The sequence below is a fragment of the Micromonospora sp. DT44 genome (assembly GCF_049841635.1).
In the GTDB taxonomy this organism is placed as follows: Bacteria; Actinomycetota; Actinomycetes; order Mycobacteriales; family Micromonosporaceae; genus Micromonospora.
The window spans coordinates 70,718-92,214 of record NZ_JBNCKS010000011.1 but is presented as its reverse complement, the minus strand read 5'-3'; the positions used below and the strand labels follow the sequence as shown (position 1 = coordinate 92,214).

The 21,497-nt window shown below is 71.5% G+C and carries 19 protein-coding genes and 2 pseudogenes; 5 read left to right on the top strand and 16 right to left on the bottom strand.

The window, feature by feature from the left end:
• Positions 1-79 precede the first annotated feature (79 nt).
• The 7 genes and pseudogenes from ACLQ25_RS08905 to ACLQ25_RS08875 form a co-directional block, all read right to left on the bottom strand.
• Entirely contained in the window at positions 80-1,057 is a 978-nt protein-coding gene (locus tag ACLQ25_RS08905) for a hypothetical protein (protein ID WP_425730420.1), read from the bottom strand.
• A 236-nt stretch (positions 1,058-1,293) separates the two neighbouring features.
• Positions 1,294-2,622, bottom strand: a pseudogene (locus ACLQ25_RS08900) (OmpL47-type beta-barrel domain-containing protein); the annotation flags it as partial.
• An 8-nt stretch (positions 2,623-2,630) separates the two neighbouring features.
• A complete protein-coding gene (locus ACLQ25_RS08895) occupies positions 2,631-6,581 on the bottom strand; it encodes a ThuA domain-containing protein (RefSeq protein ID WP_425730419.1) in 3,951 nt (1,316 codons plus the stop codon).
• A gap of 19 nt (positions 6,582-6,600) precedes the next feature.
• Positions 6,601-7,605, bottom strand: coding sequence for a multicopper oxidase domain-containing protein (locus ACLQ25_RS08890; protein WP_425730418.1), 1,005 nt, complete (start codon positions 7,603-7,605; stop codon positions 6,601-6,603).
• Positions 7,606-7,836: 231 nt separating this feature from the next.
• Positions 7,837-8,673 (bottom strand): amino acid ABC transporter ATP-binding protein, encoded by an 837-nt coding sequence (locus tag ACLQ25_RS08885; protein WP_425730417.1) that lies wholly within the window; start codon positions 8,671-8,673, stop codon positions 7,837-7,839.
• Positions 8,674-8,678: 5 nt separating this feature from the next.
• Positions 8,679-9,473: an amino acid ABC transporter permease gene (locus ACLQ25_RS08880; protein ID WP_425730416.1), complete on the bottom strand. Its 795-nt coding sequence runs from the start codon at positions 9,471-9,473 to the stop codon at positions 8,679-8,681.
• Between the two features lie 78 nt (positions 9,474-9,551).
• Entirely contained in the window at positions 9,552-10,370 is an 819-nt protein-coding gene (locus tag ACLQ25_RS08875) for a basic amino acid ABC transporter substrate-binding protein (RefSeq protein ID WP_425730415.1), read from the bottom strand.
• A 144-nt stretch (positions 10,371-10,514) separates the two neighbouring features.
• Here ACLQ25_RS08875 and ACLQ25_RS08870 point away from each other — a divergent pair, with 144 nt between their 5' ends.
• A complete protein-coding gene (locus ACLQ25_RS08870; protein WP_425730414.1) occupies positions 10,515-10,652 on the top strand; it encodes a hypothetical protein in 138 nt (45 codons plus the stop codon).
• 107 nt (positions 10,653-10,759) lie between these two features.
• Positions 10,760-11,152 (top strand): annotated as a pseudogene (locus tag ACLQ25_RS08865) (helix-turn-helix domain-containing protein); the annotation flags it as partial.
• Positions 11,153-11,263: 111 nt separating this feature from the next.
• On the opposite strand, the gene ACLQ25_RS08860 reads toward ACLQ25_RS08865, so the two are convergent.
• From ACLQ25_RS08860 to ACLQ25_RS08850, 3 genes are all read right to left on the bottom strand, one after another.
• Positions 11,264-12,172, bottom strand: coding sequence for a hypothetical protein (locus tag ACLQ25_RS08860; RefSeq protein ID WP_425730413.1), 909 nt, complete (start codon positions 12,170-12,172; stop codon positions 11,264-11,266).
• Positions 12,173-12,252: 80 nt separating this feature from the next.
• Positions 12,253-12,915: a response regulator gene (locus ACLQ25_RS08855; protein ID WP_425730412.1), complete on the bottom strand. Its 663-nt coding sequence runs from the start codon at positions 12,913-12,915 to the stop codon at positions 12,253-12,255.
• Complete coding sequence (locus tag ACLQ25_RS08850; RefSeq protein WP_425730411.1) at positions 12,912-14,030, bottom strand: sensor histidine kinase; 1,119 nt, start codon at positions 14,028-14,030, stop codon at positions 12,912-12,914. Before ACLQ25_RS08850 ends, ACLQ25_RS08855 begins: the two co-directional genes overlap by 4 nt.
• 120 nt (positions 14,031-14,150) lie before the next feature.
• Between ACLQ25_RS08850 and ACLQ25_RS08845 the strand changes: the two genes are divergently transcribed.
• Complete coding sequence (locus ACLQ25_RS08845; RefSeq protein WP_425730410.1) at positions 14,151-14,630, top strand: DUF6223 family protein; 480 nt, start codon at positions 14,151-14,153, stop codon at positions 14,628-14,630.
• Positions 14,631-14,697: 67 nt separating this feature from the next.
• Here ACLQ25_RS08845 and ACLQ25_RS08840 read toward each other — a convergent pair whose 3' ends face one another.
• On the bottom strand, positions 14,698-15,120 hold the full coding sequence (locus ACLQ25_RS08840) for a DUF6069 family protein (RefSeq protein WP_425730409.1): 423 nt from the start codon (positions 15,118-15,120) through the stop codon (positions 14,698-14,700).
• A 153-nt stretch (positions 15,121-15,273) separates the two neighbouring features.
• On the opposite strand from ACLQ25_RS08840, the gene ACLQ25_RS08835 reads away from it, so the two are divergent.
• Together ACLQ25_RS08835 and ACLQ25_RS08830 are read left to right on the top strand one after the other, a co-directional pair.
• Positions 15,274-15,768: a MarR family winged helix-turn-helix transcriptional regulator gene (locus ACLQ25_RS08835; RefSeq protein ID WP_425730408.1), complete on the top strand. Its 495-nt coding sequence runs from the start codon at positions 15,274-15,276 to the stop codon at positions 15,766-15,768.
• A gap of 23 nt (positions 15,769-15,791) precedes the next feature.
• Positions 15,792-17,303 carry a PLP-dependent aminotransferase family protein gene (locus tag ACLQ25_RS08830; RefSeq protein WP_425730407.1) on the top strand — a complete coding sequence of 504 codons (1,512 nt, stop codon included), beginning with the start codon at positions 15,792-15,794 and terminating at the stop codon, positions 17,301-17,303.
• Here the strand turns inward: ACLQ25_RS08830 and ACLQ25_RS08825 are convergent.
• From ACLQ25_RS08825 to ACLQ25_RS08805, 5 genes are read right to left on the bottom strand one after another with little or no spacing between them, the layout of a single operon-like run.
• Complete coding sequence (locus ACLQ25_RS08825; RefSeq protein ID WP_425730406.1) at positions 17,248-18,708, bottom strand: UbiD family decarboxylase; 1,461 nt, start codon at positions 18,706-18,708, stop codon at positions 17,248-17,250. The genes ACLQ25_RS08830 and ACLQ25_RS08825 overlap by 56 nt on opposite strands.
• Positions 18,705-19,076, bottom strand: coding sequence for a chorismate mutase (locus ACLQ25_RS08820; protein WP_425730405.1), 372 nt, complete (start codon positions 19,074-19,076; stop codon positions 18,705-18,707). The genes ACLQ25_RS08825 and ACLQ25_RS08820 overlap by 4 nt, the downstream gene beginning before the upstream one ends.
• Positions 19,073-19,420: a cupin domain-containing protein gene (locus tag ACLQ25_RS08815; protein WP_357121097.1), complete on the bottom strand. Its 348-nt coding sequence runs from the start codon at positions 19,418-19,420 to the stop codon at positions 19,073-19,075. The genes ACLQ25_RS08820 and ACLQ25_RS08815 overlap by 4 nt, the downstream gene beginning before the upstream one ends.
• The gene (locus ACLQ25_RS08810) at positions 19,410-20,108 is read right to left on the bottom strand and encodes a flavodoxin family protein (protein ID WP_425730404.1); all 699 of its coding nucleotides are present in this window, start codon (positions 20,106-20,108) and stop codon (positions 19,410-19,412) included. Before ACLQ25_RS08810 ends, ACLQ25_RS08815 begins: the two co-directional genes overlap by 11 nt.
• A 60-nt stretch (positions 20,109-20,168) precedes the next feature.
• On the bottom strand, positions 20,169-21,476 hold the full coding sequence (locus ACLQ25_RS08805; RefSeq protein WP_425730403.1) for a TrpB-like pyridoxal phosphate-dependent enzyme: 1,308 nt from the start codon (positions 21,474-21,476) through the stop codon (positions 20,169-20,171).
• Positions 21,477-21,497 lie beyond the last annotated feature (21 nt).

The following is a 21,497-nucleotide window of genomic DNA, read 5'->3' as shown; positions in this document are numbered from 1 at the left end:
CGCCGCCGCGACGAGTCGGACCCGGTACGACGGCGGTGGCCGATCGCCTGGGGTGACCGGCCACCGTCATATCGATCAGTTAGAGCTTCGCCGCGCCCGCCTCGGCGGCCTCCCGCACTGCTGAGGTACGACGGACCTCGGCCCGCTCGTCGCCCGCGTCCTCCCGGTCGGCAGCGGTCATCCGGGCCGCCCGGTTGGCGGTCGGCGCGGCCTGGTCGCCCGTCACGCCGCCCCGGATGCGGTTGTTCGCCGCCACCTGCGCGGCCGGGTCGTTGCCCGTCACCGTCAACTGGCCGTTGATGATGTTGTCGTCGACGGTGACGCCACCGGTGGTGTTGGTGACGCTGACGTCCGCACCCCAGTAGCCGCCGGAGGCGCAACTGTCCAGGGTTCCGTTCGGGCCGAGCTGGACGCCGCCGAGGTTGCCGGCGAAGGTGGCCCTGCCCCGGACGGCGCTGCCGCACACGACACTGCCGGTGGCGCTGTTGAGCACCGACAGGGTGCCGTCGACGAACGAGTCGTGCACGTCGGTGTAGTACGTGCCGGTGCTGCTGACGTTGCGCGTCACCTCGGTGCCCCCGTCGAGCCGTACCTCACCGGCGCCGACGGTGACGTTCCCGCCGATCGTCGACGCCTCGGCGAACAGGAAGCTGTCGATGGTCGCCGAGCCCTTCGGCCGGACGGTCAACGCGCCGGTCCGGGCGTCGGACAGGAAGACGCCGTAGCCCCCGGCGGCCAGCACGACCTGGCCGTCGACGGTCGTCTCGGTGGCGTCGAGGTAGCCGTCGGCGGCGATCCGTACCTCTCCGCTGACCCGGCCGCCGGTGACCACCAGGTTGGCGCCGGCGGCGACGGTGACGTTGCCGGTGATCGTGGTGCCGGTCAGCGCGCAGGACTCACCGGCCGGGACGAGCAGGTCGTTGGGCACGGTCACCGCACCGCCGGTGCCGATGCAGTGGGTGACCAGGTCGGCGTGGGCGGTGGGCGCCACGGCCAGCACCGAGGCGGCGATGACGGCGCTCACGGTGGCCAGCTTGGCGACGGTACGTCCGGGCATCGTGGTTCTCCCTCTGGATGAGATGCGGGGGCTCATGCGCCGACGTCCGATCGGGCCGCGGCCCGGACGATGGCGCCCTGCTGGCGCTTGCTGAGCGTCCCGGCGGCGACGAGGGCGGTGGTGACCGCCTCGACGTGCCGGACGAAGTCGGCGTGGCCGGGGTAGTCGGCGTGTTCGTCGATCAGATCGTTGATCGTGCAGCCGTCGCCGGTGTCGACGTTCGCCACTGCCGTGTCGACGCCGTCGATGACCACCGTGTCCCGCGTGTCGGAGGCGGGGCAGGCGTCGGTGCCGTCGGCCACCACGGTGAACGTCGCCGACTGCTCGGCAGCGATGTTTCCGGCGGTGTCCGTGGCCCGGTAGCGCAGGGTGTGCGCCCCGACGGCGCGGACGACGACCGGGGTGGTGTACGCGGTCCACGCGCCGCTGTCGAGGGCGTACTCGGTCCGCGCCACGCCCGAGTCGGCGTCGGTGGCCGTGACGGTCACGGTCGCGCCGCCGACGTACGCGCCGTCGCCGTTCCGGTCGCCGGCCACCGTGGCCGTCACGGTGGGTGGGGTGGTGTCCTCGGCGGGCGGCGCGACGACGGTGAAGTGGGCCATCTGCTCGGCCGAGGTGTTACCGGCGACGTCGGTGGCCCGGTAGTGCAGCATGTGCATCCCGGTGGCGGTCACCACGACCGGGCTCGTGTACGCCGTGAAGGCGGCCCCGTCGAGGGCGTACTCGATGGTGGCGACCCCCGACCCGGCGTCGGTGGCGGTCAGCGTGGCGGTGGCCGTACCGAGGTAGTTGCCGTCGCCGTCGCGGTCGCCGGTCAGCGCGGCCGTGACCACCGGCGCGGTGGTGTCCTCCTCGGTCGGCTCGACGACCCGGAACGACACCGTGCCGACCGTGCTGGTGTTGCCGGCCTGGTCGGTGGCGCGGAACTGGACCGAGTGGTCGCCGACCGCGTCGATGCGCACCGGCGCGGTGTACGGCTGGAAGCTGGTGTCGTCGACCTGGTATTCGACCGTGTCCACACCGGAACCCGCGTCGGTGGCCGTGACGGTGACCGTCGCCGCGCCCACGTAGTTGCCGTCGCCGTCGCGGTCACCGGACACGGCGGCGGTGACGGTCGGTGGCGTGGTGTCGCCCCCTTCCCCGCCGTCGGTGACCACCAGCTCGCCGACCATCTGGCTGTGGCCGGGAATCGAGCAGAAGTAGCGGTAGCGGCCCGGCGTCAGCGTGACGGTCGCCTCGTGGCGGCCGTTGTTGGCGTCGAAGGGACTGGCCAGGATGTTGAGGGTGACGTCGTGGTTGTAGCCCTCGGTGGACGTGTCGAAGGTCAGCGTGTGCGGCATTCCGGTGGTGTTGCCGGTGGCCGCGCTGTTCTCCCAGATGATCGTCGTCGCGCCGGCCACCGCGGTGGTGGGCACGGACTTGTAGCGGGTGATGTTGTCGTCGGCGGTCCAGGTCAGCACCTGGTCCGCGGCGGCGGCGCGCGGCGCGGCGGAGGCGGGTGGCGCGGCCAACGGAGCGACCGTGAGCAGGACCGCCGCCAGCGCGGCCGTGAGTCGTCGGATCATCGTCTCTCCTAGAGCTCGCGCACGCGGATGTTGCGGAACTCGGTCAGGTCGTTGTCACCGTGGTTCTGCAGGCCGATGAAGCCGCGCAGGAACTGCCGCAGGTCGGTCGGCGGGTCGCCGGCCCGGGAGGACTGCTTGCCCGGCGTGTTGTCGAACTCGTTGATCACCACGCCGTTACGGATCATCGTGTAGTGCTGCCCGACCACGCGGATCTCGTAGTCGTTCCACACGTTCTTCGGGGTGACGCCGGCCTGGGCGAGCGGCACCGGGTCGAAGTTGTAGACCGAGCCGGTCTTCTGCGGCTCGCCGCTCTCGCCGTCGTAGATCTGGATCTCGTGTCCGCAGTAGATCGCCATCCAGGCGGTCGAGGTCCGGGCCGACCCGATGGTGCCGCAGCTGCCCTCTGGCCGCTGGTCCAGCGGCACCCGCAGGTCCGGGAAGCGGATGAAGACACCGGTGTTGGCCCGGTTGGTGCCCGGCGCGATGTCCTTGAACTGCACCTTCAGCGAGAAGTCGCCCAGCTCCCTCGTGTTCCAGAGCATGCCGAGGCCGCCGCTGGAGCGCAGCGCCCCGTCCGGCTGGATGCTGAACGAGCCCGTCGGGGCCTGTTCCCAACCGCGCAGCGACTCCGCCGTGCCGTCGTAGAGCGGCTCGTACCCGGTGCGACCGTCCCGGCCGATGTCGGAGGCGGCGGCCAGGCGGGTGAGCGTGCCCGCCTCACGTGCGTTGAGCAGGCCGTCGTCCTGCAACCCGCGCGTCACCGTGGTGACGTGCCGGACGAAGGCGTTGTGGTCGGGCCAGGTGCTCTCGTCGTCGATGAGGTCGTTGATCGTGCAGCCCTGGCCGACCGTCCGGCTGGGCACGCCGGTGTCGGTGTCGCCGAGCCAGACCGTGGCCCGGGCGTCGGGCACCGCGCAGCCGACCGTGACGGTGGTCCGTACGGTGGCCGTCTCGCCGTCGGCGTACGTGATGGTGAGCTTCGCGGTGTAGGTGCCCACCTTGGCGTACGTGTGTCGGGGGTCCGCCTCGGTCGAGGTGCCGCCGTCGCCGAACTCCCACCGGTGGCTCACGCCGCCGGACTTCGAGCCGGTGAAGGCGATCGTCAGCGGCTTGTTCTGCACGGCCACCGAGGTCGCGGCGGGCGCCGGGGTGGGGGCGCCACCGGTGTAGGTGACCCGGATCAGCTTCTGGTTGGGGTGCAGGCTGAAGAAGCCGCCTCCGTAGTCGAGCAGGTAGAGCGCGCCGTCCGGGCCGAACTTGGCGTCCATCCAGCTCTGCAACCGGTTGTCGCCGTTGCCGCTGGGGATGATGGCCCGCAGCGACTCGGCGTACACCGGTGGGGCGGCCTGCGGCACGCCGGCCTCGTCGACGGTGACCGCGACCCGGTTGACCGGGTTCGACTGGTCGCCGATCAACCACTTGCCGTCCCAGTGTTCCGGCCACGCGACGCCGCTGGCGGTGTCGACGAGGCTCCGGTGGTAGGTGGGGCCGGACATGATGGCCTGCCCGCCGCCGCGCAGGTACGGCTGCGTGTAGGTGGCGTCGGCCGCGACATAGGTCGGGAGGCCGCTGCCGTCGGTCCGCTTCGGGAAGACCGGGCCGCCGCCGTCCGGCGAGTACCAAATCATGTTGTCCCGGGCCGCCGGAATGTCCTCCAGTCCGGTGTTGCGCGGCGAGGTGTTCTTCAGGTTGTCGCAGTCGTACCAGCCGGTCAGCACGCTGGCGTCGGTGTTGCTGCGGTCCCGGTACGGCTGCCGGTTACCCATGCAGTACGGCCAGCCCTGGTTGCCGGCCGAGGTGATGATGGTGGCCGTCTCATACTTCGCCGGACCGAGGGTGGGGCTGGGCGACGAGGCGTCCGGGCCGACCCAACCGGCGGTCAGCCACTGGTGCACCGGGTCGATCTGGAGGCGGGCGATGTTGCGCACGCCCATCACGTAGATCTCCGGCCGGGTCTTCTCGGTGCCCGGCGGGAAGAGGTTGCCCTGCGGGATGGTGTACGTGCCATCCGCCTCCGGGTGGATCCGGATGATCTTTCCGGCGAGGTCGTTGGTGTTACCCGAGGTACGGCGGGCGTCCTGGAACGAGATCCCCTGGTACTCCTCGGTCCAGTTGTTGCCGGAGTAGCCCTGCGACCCCTCGGACGAGTTGTTGTCGCCGGAGCCGACGTAGAGGTTGCCCTTGGCGTCGAACGCCATGCCGCCACCCGCGTGGCAGCAGCTGTGGATCTGCACCGGGAACTGCAACAGGTCCTTGCGGGTGCCCTGGTCGATCGTCTGGGTCGTCCGGTCGTAGGTGAACCGGGAGACGGTGCGCTGCCCGATCCGTTTCACCCGGTCGATCGACTCGTGTGGCATCCAGTAGACGTAGAGCCAGCCGTTCTCGGCGAACTTCGGGTCCGGCACGATGCCGAGCAGACCCTCCTCGTTCTTGACCAACTCCGAGCCGCTGCCCCGGTTGCCCATCACCCTCAGGGTGGTGAGCAGTTTGACCTGCTTGCTGCGCGGGTCGAAGGAGTGGATGGTGCCGCAGCCCAGGCCGACCTTCTCATCGTTCCAGTCCGCGATCGGGCCGCTCGGGCAGGCCGCCTTGCCGACGTAGAAGACGGTGCCGTCGGGCGCGATGGTGAGTCCGTGCGGCTCGCCGATCTGGTCGTGCTGCCCGGTCTGGTTCGCGGCGGTCAGCCGCTCGACCTTGTAGTTCGCGGCGATCGTCGCCTGGCAGTCACCGCGTACGCGGCCGGTGGTCCAGTTCAACGCCCCGGTCAGGTGCGCGCGGAACGCCTCCTCGCCGTAGCTGCCCTCGGTGTGGCCCATGCCGGTGTAGAACGACCGCCCGCCGTCGTAGTCCCGGCACCAGGACACCGGGTGGAACGGGCCGTTCGCGCCCGGACCCGGGTCGTAGTGGCGTTCCTCGACCTGGGCGAGGGTGTGCACCGCGCCGATCGGGTTCGTCTCCCAGTTGTCCCAGCGGTCCGACCGGGTGAGGGTCAGCGGCAGCGACGCGGTGGCCGGGTGTTTGCGGTCCAGGATGTCGACCACCGCCCGGTTCACGGGGGTCGGCGGCGGCGCGGTGGCCGTGCCGGTGAACAGGCGCAGGTCGGCGAGCTGGATCAGCGGCTCACCGCTGTTGGCGGTGATGTTCAGCCGGTAGCGGCTGAACTCCTGCGGCGAGCCGATGTCGAACCGGCGGGTCTGGAACCGTTCGGCGAACGTCTGGTTGGTGCGTTGGTCCAGGTCGGTCCAGCTCTGGCCGTCCGTGGAGCCCTGCAGGGTCCAGTCCTTCGGGTCCCGCCCGACGAAGTCGTTGGCCGACGTCAGCGCGTACCCGGTGATCCTCTTCGGCGCGGCCAGCTCGTAGGTCACCCAGGCCGTGGGCGTGCGGACCAGCCACTTCGTGTTGGCGTCGCCGTCGGTCAGCTTCTCCTTGGTCTCGGTGGGCGGGTTCTCGCCGCTGGCGGTCACCCGGGCCACCGGCTCGGCCACCGGGATCGCGCCGGCCGGGCGGGTGCCGATCAGACCGGTGAACCAGGTCGAGTCGACCTGCGCGCGGGCGGCGTCGGCGATGCCGACGAAGCCGCCGCCGGCCTTCATGTAGGCCTGCAGCGCCGACTCCTGGTCGCGGTTGAGCGCGGCGCCCGTCGCGGAGAGGAACACCACGCTGCGGTACGCGGACAGCTTGGTCGGAGTGAACACACTCGGATCCGTGGTGGCCATGACATCGATGTCATGACTGGCCGCAAGTTGTCGGATGGTGTCCACCGCGCGTGCCACCGGGTCCTGCTGTTCGGCCACCGGCCCGTGGAACACGAGCACGGCCGTGCCGCTCTGCTGCGTCGGCGCTGGCGCCGCGGTCGCCGCTCGCGGCGCGGCTGCCGCCGCCGATGCCGTGGTCGTGGCCGGGATCAGCGTGGTGAAGGCCGCTATCGCGGCGAGGGCTCGTCGTAGGTCTCTTCTCATCCCCGTCCCCACCTTTCGGTCAGCTTCCGTGCGTGTGGGTGTGGCCCTGGAACCGGTGGATCGCCTCCTCGGCGCCGGGGGGCATGCTGCCGTCGGCGTTGCGCACCAGGAAGATCCCGGCCATGCCGCCGTCGGAGTGGTTCTGCACGTGGCAGTGGTACATCCACGCGCCGGGCCCGACGCCCTCCCCGGCCAGCACCTGGAACCCGAACGAGCTGCCCGGGTTGAGGTCCTTGTTGTCGACGACCAGGCTCGGGTCGGCCGGCCCTTCGAGCATTCCGGTGCGGTTGTCCGCCCAGCGGTGGGCGTGCAGGTGGAAGGTGTGGAACAGGTTGCCGTGCCCGATGGCGAGCCACTCCACCCGCTGACCCAGGTTCGCCTCGAACATCGGCGTGTTCGGGGCCATCCGGTTGTTGATCGTCATGTCGTGGAACACGACCGTGAACTGCTTCTCCGGCAGGATGTCGCCCCGACGGCGGACGATCAGCGCGCCGTACAGTCCCTTCGCGACTCCGGCCGTGCCGTGGTCGGTGCCCATCGCGTGGTCGTGGTAGTGCCAGTAGCCGGCGCTGCCGGGCATGTACCGGCGACCCGACGCGGCGACCATCTCGTGCGAGCGCCACACGTACGTCCGTGTCTCGCCGGGGTCGTTGAAGGAGTCGTTGAACGGACTACCGTCCGAGTCGGTGCTGTAGTCCACACCGTGCGGGTGGATGGACAGCCGCTGGTCGGTGGTGTTGACCAGGGTGATCTCCAGGGTGTCACCCTCGTAGATCTCCAGCACCGGCCCGGGCACGGTGGCCTGGCCGGGTGCGAGGCCGTAGCCGTACAGTCCGCCGGGCAACTGCTCGGCGTAGATGGTGACCTTCCTGGCCACTCCGGCGGCGGCCTGCGCGGGGCTGCCTCCGAAGGCGCTCCCGAGCGTGGGGGCGGACGCGCCCAACGCTCCGGCGGCGAGCGCTCCGGTGGCGATCAGTGATCGACGGGACAGGTGGCGATGGGAGCCAGCGGCGTGATCGTCCATGGGTCTCCGTTCCCGACCGGGCGAAGACGCGACGAGCGCAGGGTGCATCGACCGCCGAGCACAAGGCGGCAGCACGACTGGGGTGAGGATCGTCGCGGACTTCGCTCGGAAGACTCAGAACTTTCGATGGATGAACCCAACTTATGTAATCCATCGACGAAAGTACAGGTCTGATTGCAGGAAGATTACCGCGACATCACGAAGGCCGTCGATCGGCCGGAGCTGGTGGTGTCAGAGACCGTGGCGGTCGTCGGCCGGCAGGCTGGGGGTTTCCGGTGGCGCCGGTGGCTGCTCGGGCTGACCGACCCGCGCGTGCGTCGGGTCGAGGACGCGGGAGAGGAACGCGCGGGTCCGATCGTGCTTCGGCGCGCCCAGCACCTCCTGCGGCGGCCCCTGCTCGACGACGACGCCACCGTCCATGAACACGACCCGGTCGGCGACGTCCCGGGCGAACGCCATCTCGTGGGTGACCACCATCATCGTCATGCCGTCCTCGGCGAGCCCGCGCATGACGGTGAGCACGTCACCGACCAACTCCGGGTCGAGCGCCGAGGTCGGCTCGTCGAAGAGCATCAGCTTCGGGTCCATCGACAGCGACCGGGCGATCGCGACCCGCTGCTGTTGCCCGCCGGAGAGCTGCGCGGGGAACGCGTCGGCCTTGTCGGTGAGTCCGACCCGCTCCAGGTTGGCCCGCGCGATCCGCTCGGCCTCGGCGCGGGAGCGGCGCAGCACCTTGCGCTGCGCGACGGTGAGGTTGCGGAGCACGGTCAGGTGCGGGAACAGGTTGAACGACTGGAACACCATGCCGATGCCCCGGCGGACCGCGTCGATCTCGACGTCCGGGTCGGTCATCTCCACGCCGTTCACCCAGATCGTGCCGGCGGTGGGCTCCTCCAACAGGTCGACACAGCGCAGCAGGGTCGACTTGCCGGACCCGGACGGCCCGATCACGCAGACGACCTCGCCCTGGCCGACCTCGAAGTCGATGCCCTTGAGCACCTCGATCGGCCCGAACGACTTGTGCAGGTCACGGATCTGTACGGCGGGACGGGACGGGCTGGTCGTCATGCGGGTCACCGGGCCTTGGCGTAGCGGAGTTCGAGGCGGCGTACCACCTGGGACAGCGGCAGGGTGATGACCAGGTAGGCGAGGCCGGCCACCAGCAGGGGGGTGGCGTTCACCCGGTCGTTGAGCATGTCCCGGCCGAACTTGGTGACCTCGATGGTCTGTGCCGTCACGCCCAGCACGTACGCCAGCGACGAGTCCTTGGTGAGCAGGATGAGCTCGTTCGTCAGCGGCGGGATGACGATCCGGAACGCCTGCGGGATGACGATCGTGCGCATGGCGGTGAAGTGCGACATGCCGAGGGTGCGCGCCGCCTCCATCTGCCCCTTCGGCACCGCCTGGATGCCGGCGCGGATGGTCTCGGCCATGTACGCCGCGGCGGTCAACCCGAGACCGATCGCGATCGAGCCGAACACGCCGCCGGGGATCTGCCGCTCCGGGAAGGCGATGGGGATGCCGTACCCGACGAGGAAGAGCACCAGCAGCGCCGGCAGACCCCGGAACAGCTCGATGTACGCGGTCGCCAGCCAGCGGTACGGCGCAACCCGGGACAGCCGCATGAGCGCGAGGACGGTCCCGAACACGAGGCCGAAGGCGAACGCCCCCAACGTGTAGAGGATCGTGTTGCGCAGCGCCACGGTGATGATCGTCGGGAACATCGACTCGACGATGTCGACGCGGAAGAACGCGTCGGCCAGTCGGCCCCAGTCCGCGGCGAGGAGCACCGCGGCGATGATCGCGGCGAAGACCAGGTACTGGATACCGAGGGACAGTCGTTCCCGCTGGCGGCGGCGCAGCTTCACGTTGGCTCGTTGCCTTCCCGGATTGTGCCGACGGGGTAGGGCACGCGGTTCGCGCGCCCTACCCCTTTGGAGCGTCGATCAGGCGTTCGGCCGCTTGCCGATCCACTTCTCATAGATCGTGTCGTACGAGCCGTCCTGCTTGGCCTTGGCCAGCGTCTCGTTGATCTTCTTGAGCAGTTCCGGGTTCGCGTCCTTCTTCACCGAGAACCCGTACTGCTCGCCCGTGTCGAACTCGGCGGTCACCGCGAACCCACCCGGGTTCTTGCGCAGGTACTCGGTCCACACCGGCAGGTCGTTGACGGCGGCCTCGACCTGACCGTTCGCGACGGCCTGCTGCAGGGCGGCGAGATCCTCGAACTCGACCAGCTGCAGGCCCTTCTCCTTCTCGAACTTGCGGGCGTAGTCACGGCCGGTGGTGGCCGCCTGCACGCCGAGCTTCTTGCCCCGCAGGTCGTCGAGCGACTTGTACGGCTTCCCGGTCTTGACCAGCATCGCCTGCGTCGCGTCGAAGTACGGGTCGGAGAAGTTCATCACCTTCTGCCGCTCGGCCGTGATGGTCATGCCGGCGGCGGCCGCGTCGCACTTGCCGGTGTTCAGGTCCTGACCGGACTTGATGCCCTCGAAGGGCGTGTCGATGATCGTCTGCTCGACGCCCAGCTCCTTGGCCACGAGGTCCATCACGTCGACGTCGAACCCGGTGACCTTGCCGCTGGCGTCCTTGGACTGGAACGGCGGGTACGGCAGGTGGGTGCAGACGGTCAGCTTGCCGCCCTGGACCAGCTTGACCCCGCTGGCCTGGACCTCGCTGTCGTCCTTCTTGGCGCATCCTGCGGTCACCGCCAGAGCGGCGATCGCCACGACGAGGCCGGCCTGACGGACTGCGCTACGGACCCTCACGAGTGTGTCCCTCCGGTTCGGCTCCCCGTTGTGCGGGCAGCCAGGTTGGTACGAAGACGGTGTGACAGGGGACGGTACCTGATCGACGAACGGTAACTCAGATCACGCGTTGTAGCCGCAGTGCTGCGGCGACCATCACAGTCCGTGAACGGGACAGTGGGCCCCGAAGGGGACGGCGAACCGGACCAGGCCCACCCGTGCGCCCTGGCGAACCGCGCGTTCGCGCTGCCGATCCGCCGCGACGACCGGCATTTGAGTATCCGCGCCACCCCGAAGGAGTAGGCCACCGCCCCGAGCGCCGCTGCGCCGCCGCAGAAGCTGATAGACGATCAGTGGTACCGCCGTCACCGCAGGGCAGATCAACCCGGATGGGAGGGCAGGACCTGAGGATGGACACCTACCCCACGACACCTCAGATGGCCTTCGCGCAGTTCGTCCGACAGGCCGTCGACGACGCCCGTGAGGAACACGGCTGGACCGTCGGCGACATCGCCCACCACACCGGGGTGAGCCGCTCGACGCTGTTCCGCTGGCTCGCCGGAGACTGGCAGCGCTACCCCGAGCTGGCGAAGGTGCGTAGCCTCTGCGCCACCCTCGACCTCTCCATCGCCGCCGCGATCCGGCCGCTCGCGATGCCGAACGCGGCCGTGACGCCCCGGGCGCTGGCGGAGGTCGAGACGGACATGGGCACCATCCGCCGACGGTTGCTGGACGACAGCGTCTCGGCCGCGGACAAGCGCCAGATCCGCGACCTGCTCCGCCGCCTCGCTGGCCGGGACCTTCCGGTCGAGGCGGCGTCGTCGACCGGACCCGGGATCACCCGCCGGCCCCGTCGCGGGTGGGAACATCGCGCCGGTGAGCCGAGCGCGCGGACACCGTAGGGCCCGTCGACCTCAGGTGGCGGCGGGTCCCTGCCGGCGAGAGCCGCCGTCGGGGCGTCGGGACCCGATCCGGGGTGCCCGCACCACCGGCGAGCTGCCGGCGCCGGGGCGGTAGTCGCGTGCCGCGGTGGCCACCATGTCGTCGGGGTCGTTCTCGAGCGCCTTCCGCACGTGCGACGGGATCAGCTCGGACGTGGCCATGGCCAGGCGTACCTGCACGGCACGGTCGTCGACCAGACCGGCCAGATCCGCCTCGCCCAGCTCCAACGCGCGGACCAGGGCCGCCCGCACGTCCACCGCAGGGTCCCTGGCCAGGGCGCTGCGCTGCGCGGCGGTGGTCCGCGGGTTGCGGGCGAGCCCCTTGCGCACGCGGACGGTGCGATCCGCCAGCAGGGCGACGACGACCTCGGGGTCGTGGGTGTGGGTGGCGAGCCGCTCGCGTACCTCGGGTGAGGCGTCCTCGACCAGCTCGGCGGCGAGGTGGGGCTCCAACTCGCGGGTCTCGGCGAGCAGGCCCCGAAGCTCCTTGTCGGGCGCGGCGACCATCACCCGGCGGACCGACTCGTCGCAGGCCGGGTTGCTGGCGACGGCCCACCGGACCCAGCGGTCGGCGTCCTTGACGAGACGCAGGAGGTTGCCCACCGACGTGGCGGGATTACGTGCCACCGCCTCCCGGACCTGACGATCGTGGTCACGGGTCAACGTTCGCAGGGCCTGCGCGGGCGCGTCCGGCCGCGCCGCGACCGCCTTGCGCACCGTGACCGACGCATCCGACGCCAGGTCGATGAGAGTCATCTGTGGCGTTGCGGGGTCCTGTGCGAGCGCGAGTCGCGCGTCCGCCCCGCCGTCGGTCGAACGGTCGGCCGTGGTTCCCGACCCGCTGTGCCGGTCGGCCCCGCCGACGTGCTGCTGCTTGCCCATGGGCGCAATCATGGCACGGGTCGACCGGGGCGCCGCGCGGCAAGCCTGAACGCCGTCCCTGGTCCGGCGGCCCGCCGACCTCAGTGCTGACGCGGGGCCACCAGCCCGGACTCGTACGCGACGACGACGAGCTGGGCGCGGTCGCGGGCGCGCAACTTGGCCATGGCACGGTTGATGTGGGTCTTGGCGGTCAGCGGGCTGATCACCATTCGGGCCGCGACCTCGTCGTTCGACAGGCCCTGGGCGACCAGGACGACGGCCTCGCGTTCCCGGCTGGTCAGCTCCCGCAGCCCGGTCGGGACCCGCAGGTGCTGTGGTTCGGCGACGTACCGGTCGATGAGGCGGCGGGTGATCGACGGCGCGAGCAGCGCGTCACCCCGGGCGGCGACGCGTACGGCGTGCAGGAAGTCCTCCGGCTCGATGTCCTTGACGAGGAAGCCGGCGGCGCCGGCGCGGAGCGCGTGGAAGACGTGCTCGTCGAGGCCGTAGTTGGTCAGGATGACGACGTGCACGCAGGCCAGCGCCGGGTCCGCGGCGATGAGCCGGGTCGCCTCGATACCGTCCAGCACCGGCATCTGGATGTCGATGAGCGCGATGTCGGGCAGGTGACGTCGGGCGAGGGCCAACCCCTGGAGACCGTCGGCCGCCTCGGCCACCACCTCGATGTCGTCCTCGATGTCCAGGAGCGCGCGGAAGCCGCTGCGCAGCAGCGCCTGGTCATCGACCAGCAGGACGCGGATCACGCGGACGGCCCGACGGGAAGTTCGGCGTGGACGGTGAAGCCGCCCTCGTCGCGGGGCGCCGCGTGCAGGCGACCGCCCAGGGCGGTGACCCGCTCGCGCATCCCGAGCAGCCCGACGCCGGGCGCCGGGGCGGCGGCCGGCGTGGCGGCGCCGTCATCGTCGACCCGGATCGCGAGAGCGTCCGGACGGTAGTCGACGTGGACCGACGCGGTGGCCGCGGCGGCGTGCCGTGCGACGTTGGTGAGGGACTCCTGGACGATGCGGTAGGCGGTCTGGTCCACGGCCACCGGCACGGCCTGTCGCCGCCCCTGCACCGTCAACGTCGCGTCCAGCCCGGCCAGCCGAGCCCGCTGCACCAGCTCCGGCAGGTGGTCGATGCCACGCGGCGGGTTCCTGCTGTCGTCCCGCAGCGCCTCCAGGGTCGCGCGCAGCTCGCGGCTGGCCTCCCGGCCGGCCTCCCGGATCGCCAGCAGGGCCTCCGGCACCGCCTCGCCACGCCGACGGGCCAGGTGGACGGCCACCTCCGCCTGCACCTTGATGATCGAGATCTGGTGGGTCAGCGAGTCGTGCAGCTCGCGCGCGATGTGCAGCCGCTCCTCGTCGGCCCGGCGTCGCGCGGTCTCCTCCCGGGTGCGCTCTGCCTCGTCGGCCCGCCGCTCGGCCTGCCGCAACGCCTCCCCCGCCGCGCCGGCGGCGATCAGCCACGCCACCTCCAGGGCGCCCCGGGCCCGGGCCAGCGCGTCGCCCAGCGGCAGGTCCTGGGGTGGGGCGAGCGCGGTGAGCGGCAACGCGACGAGCATCAGCACGGCCGCGACGACCGTGACGACGCGGTGGCCCGCCCGCACACCGGTGTACACCGCGAACAGGAAGGCGACGGCCGGCACGTCGAAACCGACCGCCTGGTAGCCCACCGCGCACAGCCCGGTGACGGCCAGGACGGCGACCGGAGCGCGGCGGCGCGCCGCCAACGCCAGACCACCGGTGGCCAGCAGCGCATAGCCCAGCAGGACGAGGTCCATCGTGGAAGGGCCCATGGACCGCCCGGCGACCAGCAGCACCACCGCCACGCCGACGGCGATGGCCCAGTCCCGGACAACGGCACGCCCTGTGCTCATGCGCGCACCCTAGCCCGGGGCGCGCACCGGGCGACTCCTGCGCGCGAACGACCGTCGACTACCGCGTCCGTGGTAGTCGCGCGGCGGGTGCGTCGTACGCGGCAGCCGCCTGCGCCCACGGTGGCAGGACGAAGAGACTCCGGTTGCCGGACGACCGGCGGCCGGCGCGGCGACACGATCGAACGGCACACCACGACGTACGAGAAGGAGAAGCACATGTCGGTGTTCACCGCTGCCACGTCCGCCCTGTCCGAAGGGGTCGTGCTCGCCGCCGATCCGATGGCGGCCAGCGTCACCACCATGAGCACCGGTCGACTCGGGGCGAGCGTGGGCGGCCTGCTGGGCCTGGCGGGGGTGATCGTCGGCGCGCTGGCCCTGGCCCGCCCGACCAGTCGCGTCGGCACCGGCAGCGGGATGCTCGGCGCGACCGTGGCCCTGGCGTCCGGACTGCTCGCCGTGGGCCTCGGCGCGCTGGTGGTGGCGACCTCCGACAGCGGGATCGGCACCGGCAACGGTCGGGGCGGGGCGTACGTGGCCCTGGTGGTGGGGTTGGCCGCCCTGGGCCTCGGCGGCCTGGCGTTGCGGCGCGTCCGCGCCTGAGGAACCGCCCGTCCTGCTTCCCCGTGGGAGCAGGACGGGCGATCAGCAGTGGTTGGGCCACTCGCGGTCAGGCGCGCCGCGCGCCCCGGCGAAAGCCCACGATCACGACCGCGCCCACCACCAGGTGCATCAGGACGAGGGCGACCCGGGTGCCGGCCGAGGCGTCGACCAGGGACGCCGGCACGAGCGACAGCACGAGGACGGCGAGAGCGATCGCCGTCCAGATCCTGATGGCGCTCGCTCGGAAGCGCTCGAGCACCGCGAGCAGGCCCCAGCCGAGCAGCGCCGCGATCGCGGAGTTCAGGACGACGGCGAGCACCGTGACATCCCGCGGACCGGAGCCCTGGTCGACGGTGAGCTGCGCGCCGGCGAGGGTCGCGATCGACCACACGGCCACGGCGGCGAGCACCGCGGCCACGAGGGCGATGGCCCGGTCTCGCACGCGCGAGGCGCTGGCATCGGCACGGGGAACAGAGGCTTCCGCAGACATCAGAGGTGACTCCTTGGTGGAGGGGACGCGCTGTCGAGATCGAACCGTATCAGAAGGTTCCGTTCTTTACTATCTTGTTCTTAACTTGTTCGCGGTCGGCGATGCTCCGCTACGAGATAGTTCGAATCACGAACCAGTTGCTAGGCTGCCGCCATGACCACCGGAAACTCCGGGCCCGATGCCGCGACACCAGACCTGATGTTCCTGATGTCCTGGGCCACCCACGCGCTGGCTCAGGAACACGCCGCCGCCCTCTCCGGCCTGAGCATCTCGACGCGTGCCTACTGCGTGCTCGATCGCGGTCTCACCGGCGAGTTCACCCAGAGCCAGCTCGGCGAGATGTGCGGCATCGACAAGACGACGATGGTCGTCACCCTCGACGAGCTGGAACGTGCCGGCCTGGTCGGGCGTCGCACCTCGACGACCGACCGACGCGCCCGCATCGTCACCGTCACGCCCGACGGCGAGCGGCTGGTCGCCGAGGCGCGGCACATCGTCGCGGGACTACAGGCCGAAATCCTCGCCACGGTCCCGTCGCGCGACCGCGCGATCTTCCTGGACGTGCTCGGTCGGCTGGTGCAGGGCCGACTGTCGACATTCGTGCAGACCGACCGCCCCGCCCGCAGGCGATCCTCCCGGGCAGCCTGACCTCGAGCGGGGAGCATGCCCAGGTGAGTTCGGACCAGCTCCTCGTCACGCTGGACCGCGCCAGCGCGGTGCCGTTGCAGCAGCAACTCTGCGACCAGATCAGCTCATCCGTACGCGCCGGCCGGCTGCGCCCCGGCGACGCGGTGCCGCCCAGCCGCGAACTGGCACACCAGCTCGGGGTCTCCCGGACGGTGGTGACCCGCGCCTACGAGTTGCTGCGGGCCAACGGGGTGCTCACGGCACGGCGTGGTTCCGGCACGCGGGTCAGCGCCGCCCCGGCCGACGCGCCACCGCGGATCCCCCGCGCCGCCCGCGCGCACCTGCGACCCGAGCCCCCACTGCCCACCGACGCCGGCAGTCCCCTCTGGAAGCCCTGGGAACCGGCGCCGATGCACCGTCCGGACGGCACGTACGACTTCCGGCACGGCACCCCGGCGCTGGCCAGCTTCCCGGTGACCCGGTGGCGGCAGTCGCTCGGCGACGCGGTGAGCCGGGCCGACGCGGTGGCGTTGGGCTACGGCCCGGCCGAGGGTTCCCCGTCGTTGCGTACCCAGATCACCGCGCTGCTGCGACGCAGCCGGGCGCTGGACGCCCGGCGCGAGAACACGGTCGTGACCAGCGGCGCGACCCAGGCCATGGACATCCTGGTCCGGCTGCTCGTCGGCCCGGACGACGTGGTGGTCATCGAGGATCCGAGCCACACCGTGCTGCGGCAGATCTTCGGCTACTCGCGGGCCGCCGTGGTGCCGGTCCCGGTGGACGAGGAGGGCCTGCGGGTCGACGAGATCGACTGCCGGGTCCGCGCGCACGGCCTCGACCCGGCCCGGGTACGCCTCGTCTACGTCACCCCGTCGCACCAGTTCCCGACCGGGTTCATCATGTCCGACCGGCGACGACGGGCGTTGCTGCGCTGGGCCCGCGACCACGCGGCGACGGTGCTGGAGGACGACTACCACAACGAGTTCACCTTCGCCGAGGAGCGGCTCGCGTCGCTGGCCGCCGACCCGCAGGACGCGGACGTGGTCTACGTCGGCAGCTTCAGCAAGACCCTCTTCCCGTCGCTGCGCATCGGATACGCGGTGTTGCCGCCGCACCTCGTCCGGTCGTTCCTGGGCGTCAAGTGGATCACGGACCGGCTGACCCCGACGGTGACCCAGGAGGCGTTGGCCGAGTTCATCTCCTCCGGCGCGTACGCCCGGCACATCGGCCGGATGGACCGCCTGTACCGCCAGCGTCGCGCCCGGTTGCTGGAAGCACTGTACGAACACTTCGGCGCGGGAGTACGGATCTCCGGCACGGCGGCCGGGCTGCACGTGCTCGTGACCCTGGGCGGCGCGCGCGACGTCGACGAGGCCAAGATCGTGCGCGCCGCCGCCGCCCGGGGCGTACGGGTCTACCCCGCCTCGGGCTACTTCGTCACCCGACCGCCGACCGAGCCGACCTTCCTGATCGGGTACGCGGCGTTGCCCACCGCTCGGATCACCGAGGGAGTGGCGCTGCTGGCCGCCGCGGTGCGGGACGCGACGGCTCGGTGAAGCGGGGCCGGTGGAACCGCGCGCGCTGGGCGTACGGGACGGTGCAGTCGAACACGGCCTTGGCCGTGCGCCCGTCGGCCGAGAGCGACGGCGAGTAGCCGGTGTGCTGGCTCGGGTCGAGGGGAAAGCCCTCCCGGTCGGGCAGCACGACAAGGTCCTGGTCGGCCTGGAACCGGGTGACCATCGCCCACCACAGGTCCTGGTCGGACTCGATGTCCACGTCCTCGCCCACGCACAGCACCAGCTTCGCCATCCGGAACTGCTCCAGCACCGCCTCGGCGGCGGCGCGCACCGCGACGTCGTCCTGTGGCCCGCGCTTGGCCGGCCACTGGAGCACCACCATGAGCTGACCGCCGCCGGCGGTGTGGCAGTGCGCCGCGAGCGCCGGTGTCCCCCGCCGCCGTAGCACGTCCAGCACCGCGGCCTCCATGCCGAAGCCGAGCAGGATCGACTGCTCGTGCCCCGGCCCGGAGACCGCCTGCAGGATCGGGCTCTCCCGAGCGGTGATCGCCGTGGCCCGGATCAGCGGCAGCGAGGGATGCGCACGGCCCTGGTAGCCGAGGAACTCCGGCGTGGCCACCGTGCCGTACGCGCTCTCCGGCGCGTGGTCGGCCAGCAGCTCGCCCTCGATGACGTACTCGGCGTGGGCGATGAACTCGGCGTCCACCGTGGCGCAGGGCCGCAGCTCCACCGGCTGGCCGGCGAGCGCGCCGGCCACCGCCAGCTCGTCGAGGTCGGGCGGGACCAGCGAGGTCGGGCAGCAGGACGAGAGCAGCACCGCCGGGCTGAGGCCGAGGTGGATCGCCACCGGCAGTGGGCGGCCCCGGCGCAGGGCGGCCTGGTACGCGAGTTCCAGGTCGCGCCCCGGCACCATCCAGATGGTCAGCGTGTCGGGCCCCTGCACACACATGCGGTGCACGGACAGGTTGCGGACCCCGGTGTCCGGGTCGGTGGCGAGCACCGCGCCGAGGGTCAGGTAGGGCCCGGCGTCCTCGTCGGTGAGGACCGGCACCGGCAGCGCGGTCAGGTCCAGCGGCAGCGACTCGCGCGGCCAGCGGGAAGCATCGGCGGCGGACTCCGCCGGGCGGGGAGCGGCCACCGCGTCGAGCAGCCGGTGCGGCAGCTCGGCGGGCGTGCAGCCGAGCAGGCCGGCGGCTCGTCGACGGGTGCCGTAGAGGCCCATCAACACCGCCCGGGTCGGTCCGTCGTCGGGGCGTACCCGGTCGAAGAGAACGGCCGGGCCGGCGCCGGTGGGCGGGGCGGCGGGCGCGCCCGCCCAGCGGGCGTAGTGGGCGGACACGCCGTAGCGGGCGGGCAGCTCGGTGGCGACCCGCACCAGCTCGCCGGGGAGCGGGTCGAGGCTGGCCAGGGCGTGCCGCAGGTCGACGGGCGGACGGTGGCTCATCTGGTGTCCGTCGCCGCGGCGGCGGCGGCGCGGCGGGCCGCCAGCATGTCGAGCTGCATCAGGGTCAGCTCCTCGATGAGGGCGCGGTACGTGCCGACGGCCACCTCGGGCGGCATGCCGTGCCCGACCGCCAGGGCGTGTACGCGGTCGAGGACCTGCCGCACCCGCTCGGGTGAACGGACGGTCGTCTCGTCCGTCTTGTGCACGGTCAGCTCCCGCACCACGCGGGTGCGCTCGGCGAGCAGGGCGATGATCTGCCGGTCGAGCCCGTCGATGGCGACCCGAAGCTCGGCGATCCGGCCCGGCCCGTCGGCGTCGCCGGCCGGCGTCGACCCGGCCGGCGAGGCGACGCTCTGCTGGTCGCTCACGGCTGCGGAACCTCATCGACCACGAAGACGACGGTGGGCTCGGCGTCGCTGCCCTGGGAGCGGTGCTCCTCGTCGTCGGGGATGACGAACCCCATGCCGGGGCGGCACGGCACCGACCGGTCCCGGAAGTGGATGGTGAACTCGCCCTGGAGCACGTAGCCGGTGTGCCCGCGCAGGCACCAGTGGTGCTCGTCGAAGCCGGGTGGCAGCTCCAGCAGGCGCAGCCGCTGACCGCCCACGTACGTCATCTTGACCCGGCCCTCGGCGCCCGGCTTGTCCCACCTCTCCCACTCGGTGGCCGGGAAGTCGATGCCGACCGGAGTGGCGACCTGCTCAGTGGACATTCTCGATATCTCCTCTGCTCTGGACGGTTTCGGCGCGGCGGGGCCGCGGGACGCGTTCGTTGCGGTCCCGGCGCGGCAGGACCGGGCCACCGTCGACCCGCTGGTGCCGCTTGAGCAGCTGCACCATGTCGAGCATCCGGTGCACCATCCGCTCGAGCGCGTCGACGCCCTCGGCGTCGGTCAGCCCGGGGCTGCCGGTGGTGTTGCGCAACAGGACGGGGAATCCGCTGCCCACCAGGATCATCCGGTTGAGCAGCAGGTTGTTGACGATCTGGTTGTGCACGGAGGAGTCGCTGTACCGACGTCCGGTGACGATGATGCCGCCGACCTTGTCCGCCAGCGGCCGGTTGAACCGCAGGTAGCCGACGCCCGCGCGTTCGATGAAGACCTGCATGAGGTGGGCGAGGCCGAAGCCGTGCACCGGGGCCGCGTAGATGAGTCCGTCGGCGGCGGCCATCTGCTCCACCAGGGCAGGGACGTCGTCGTCCACCCGGCAGGGCAGGGTACGGCTGTTGCAGTCGCCGCACGGGCTGCACGGCGAGATGCGGTGCTCACGGAGCACGATCGTGCCTAGGGTCGCGCCGCGTTCGGCGATCAGCCGGCCCGCGTGCGCGATGGCGTGGTCGGTGTTGCCGCCGGCCCGTTCCGACCCGTTGATGGCGAGGATGGTGGCTGCTTCGCTGTGCATTGGCGCCCCCGGTGCTCGGCGCGGGGGGCGGACGCCACACGGCGCCCACCCCCGGCGAGGTCAGTCCGTCAGCTTCCCGGCGAAGTAGTCGATGTAGGCCTGCATGTCGAAGTGGCCGTGCCCCGAGAGGGAGAAGACGATCGCCTGCGACTCACCCGTCTCCCGGCAGCGCAGGGCCTCGTCCACCGCCACCCGGACGGCGTGGGTGGACTCCGGCGCCGGCACGATCCCCTCGCTGCGGGCGAAGAGCACGCCCGCCTCGAAGCAGGCGGTCTGCGGCACGGCACGCGCCTCGATGAGATCGAGGTCCCGCAGCGCGCTGATGATCGGCGCCATGCCGTGGTAGCGCAGTCCACCGGCGTGGATGGCCGGTGGGCGGAACTCGTGGCCCAGGGTGTGCATCTTGGTCAGCGGGGTGAGGCCGGCGGTGTCCCCGAAGTCGTAGTCGTAGGTGCCCTGGGTCAGCGACGGGCAGGAGGAGGGCTCGACTGCGACGAACCGCACGGCTGGGCCGCCGCCCAGTTGGCGGCGCAGGAACGGCAGGGCCAGCCCGGCGAAGTTCGAGCCACCGCCGGCCGCGCCGATCACGACGTCCGGGTAGTCGTCGGCCAGGGCGAGTTGGAGTTGCGCCTCCTGGCCGATGATGGTCTGGTGCATCAGCACGAGGTTGAGCACCGAGCCGAGGGCGTACTTGGCGGCGCCACCGCTGGCCATCGCCGCCTCCACCGCCTCGGAGATGGCCAGGCCGAGGCTGCCGGTGGAGTCCGGGGGGTCGGCGGCGAGCGCGGCCCGGCCCGCCTCGGTACGGTCGCTCGGGCTCGCCGTCACCGACGCGCCGAACGTCTCCATCAGCCCCCGCCGGTACGGCTTCTGGTCGTAGCTGACCCGCACCATGAAGACCTCGCAGTCGAGGCCGAAGTACGTGCAGGCCATCGAGAGCGAGCTGCCCCACTGGCCGGCGCCGGTCTCCGTGGTCAGCCGCCGCACGCCGTCGAGCTTGCTGTAGTACGCCTGCGGCACAGCCGTGTTCGGCTTGTGGCTGCCGGACGGGCTGACCCCCTCGTACTTGAAGTAGATCCGGGCGGGGGTGTCGAGGGCCTTCTCCAGACGGTGGGCGCGGACGAGCGGACTGGGCCGCCACTGGCGGTAGATGTCCAGCACCGGCCCGGGGATGTCCACGTCCCGCTCGGTGCTGAACTCCTGCTCGATCATGCCGGTGGCGAAGAGCGGTTCGAGGTCCGCCGGGGTGAGGGGTTCCCGGGTGCCGGGGTGCAGCATCGGGGGCAGCCCCTTGGGCAGGTCGGGAACCACGTTGTACCAGGTCGTCGGGATGTCGCTCTCGGGCAGCACGAACTTCGACGTGGTCATGACGCCTTCCGATGAGGGGTG

Coding starts and splice junctions, on each gene's coding strand:
- ACLQ25_RS08905 (WP_425730420.1), bottom strand. CDS start 1,057: ATGCCCGGACGTACCGTCGCCAAGCTGGCCACCGTGAGCGCCGTCATC.
- ACLQ25_RS08895 (WP_425730419.1), bottom strand. CDS start 6,581: ATGAGAAGAGACCTACGACGAGCCCTCGCCGCGATAGCGGCCTTCACC.
- ACLQ25_RS08890 (WP_425730418.1), bottom strand. CDS start 7,605: ATGGACGATCACGCCGCTGGCTCCCATCGCCACCTGTCCCGTCGATCA.
- ACLQ25_RS08885 (WP_425730417.1), bottom strand. CDS start 8,673: ATGACGACCAGCCCGTCCCGTCCCGCCGTACAGATCCGTGACCTGCAC.
- ACLQ25_RS08860 (WP_425730413.1), bottom strand. CDS start 12,172: ATGGGCAAGCAGCAGCACGTCGGCGGGGCCGACCGGCACAGCGGGTCG.
- ACLQ25_RS08850 (WP_425730411.1), bottom strand. CDS start 14,030: ATGAGCACAGGGCGTGCCGTTGTCCGGGACTGGGCCATCGCCGTCGGC.
- ACLQ25_RS08840 (WP_425730409.1), bottom strand. CDS start 15,120: ATGTCTGCGGAAGCCTCTGTTCCCCGTGCCGATGCCAGCGCCTCGCGC.
- ACLQ25_RS08835 (WP_425730408.1), top strand. CDS start 15,274: ATGACCACCGGAAACTCCGGGCCCGATGCCGCGACACCAGACCTGATG.
- ACLQ25_RS08825 (WP_425730406.1), bottom strand. CDS start 18,708: ATGAGCCACCGTCCGCCCGTCGACCTGCGGCACGCCCTGGCCAGCCTC.
- ACLQ25_RS08815 (WP_357121097.1), bottom strand. CDS start 19,420: ATGTCCACTGAGCAGGTCGCCACTCCGGTCGGCATCGACTTCCCGGCC.
- ACLQ25_RS08810 (WP_425730404.1), bottom strand. CDS start 20,108: ATGCACAGCGAAGCAGCCACCATCCTCGCCATCAACGGGTCGGAACGG.
- ACLQ25_RS08805 (WP_425730403.1), bottom strand. CDS start 21,476: ATGACCACGTCGAAGTTCGTGCTGCCCGAGAGCGACATCCCGACGACC.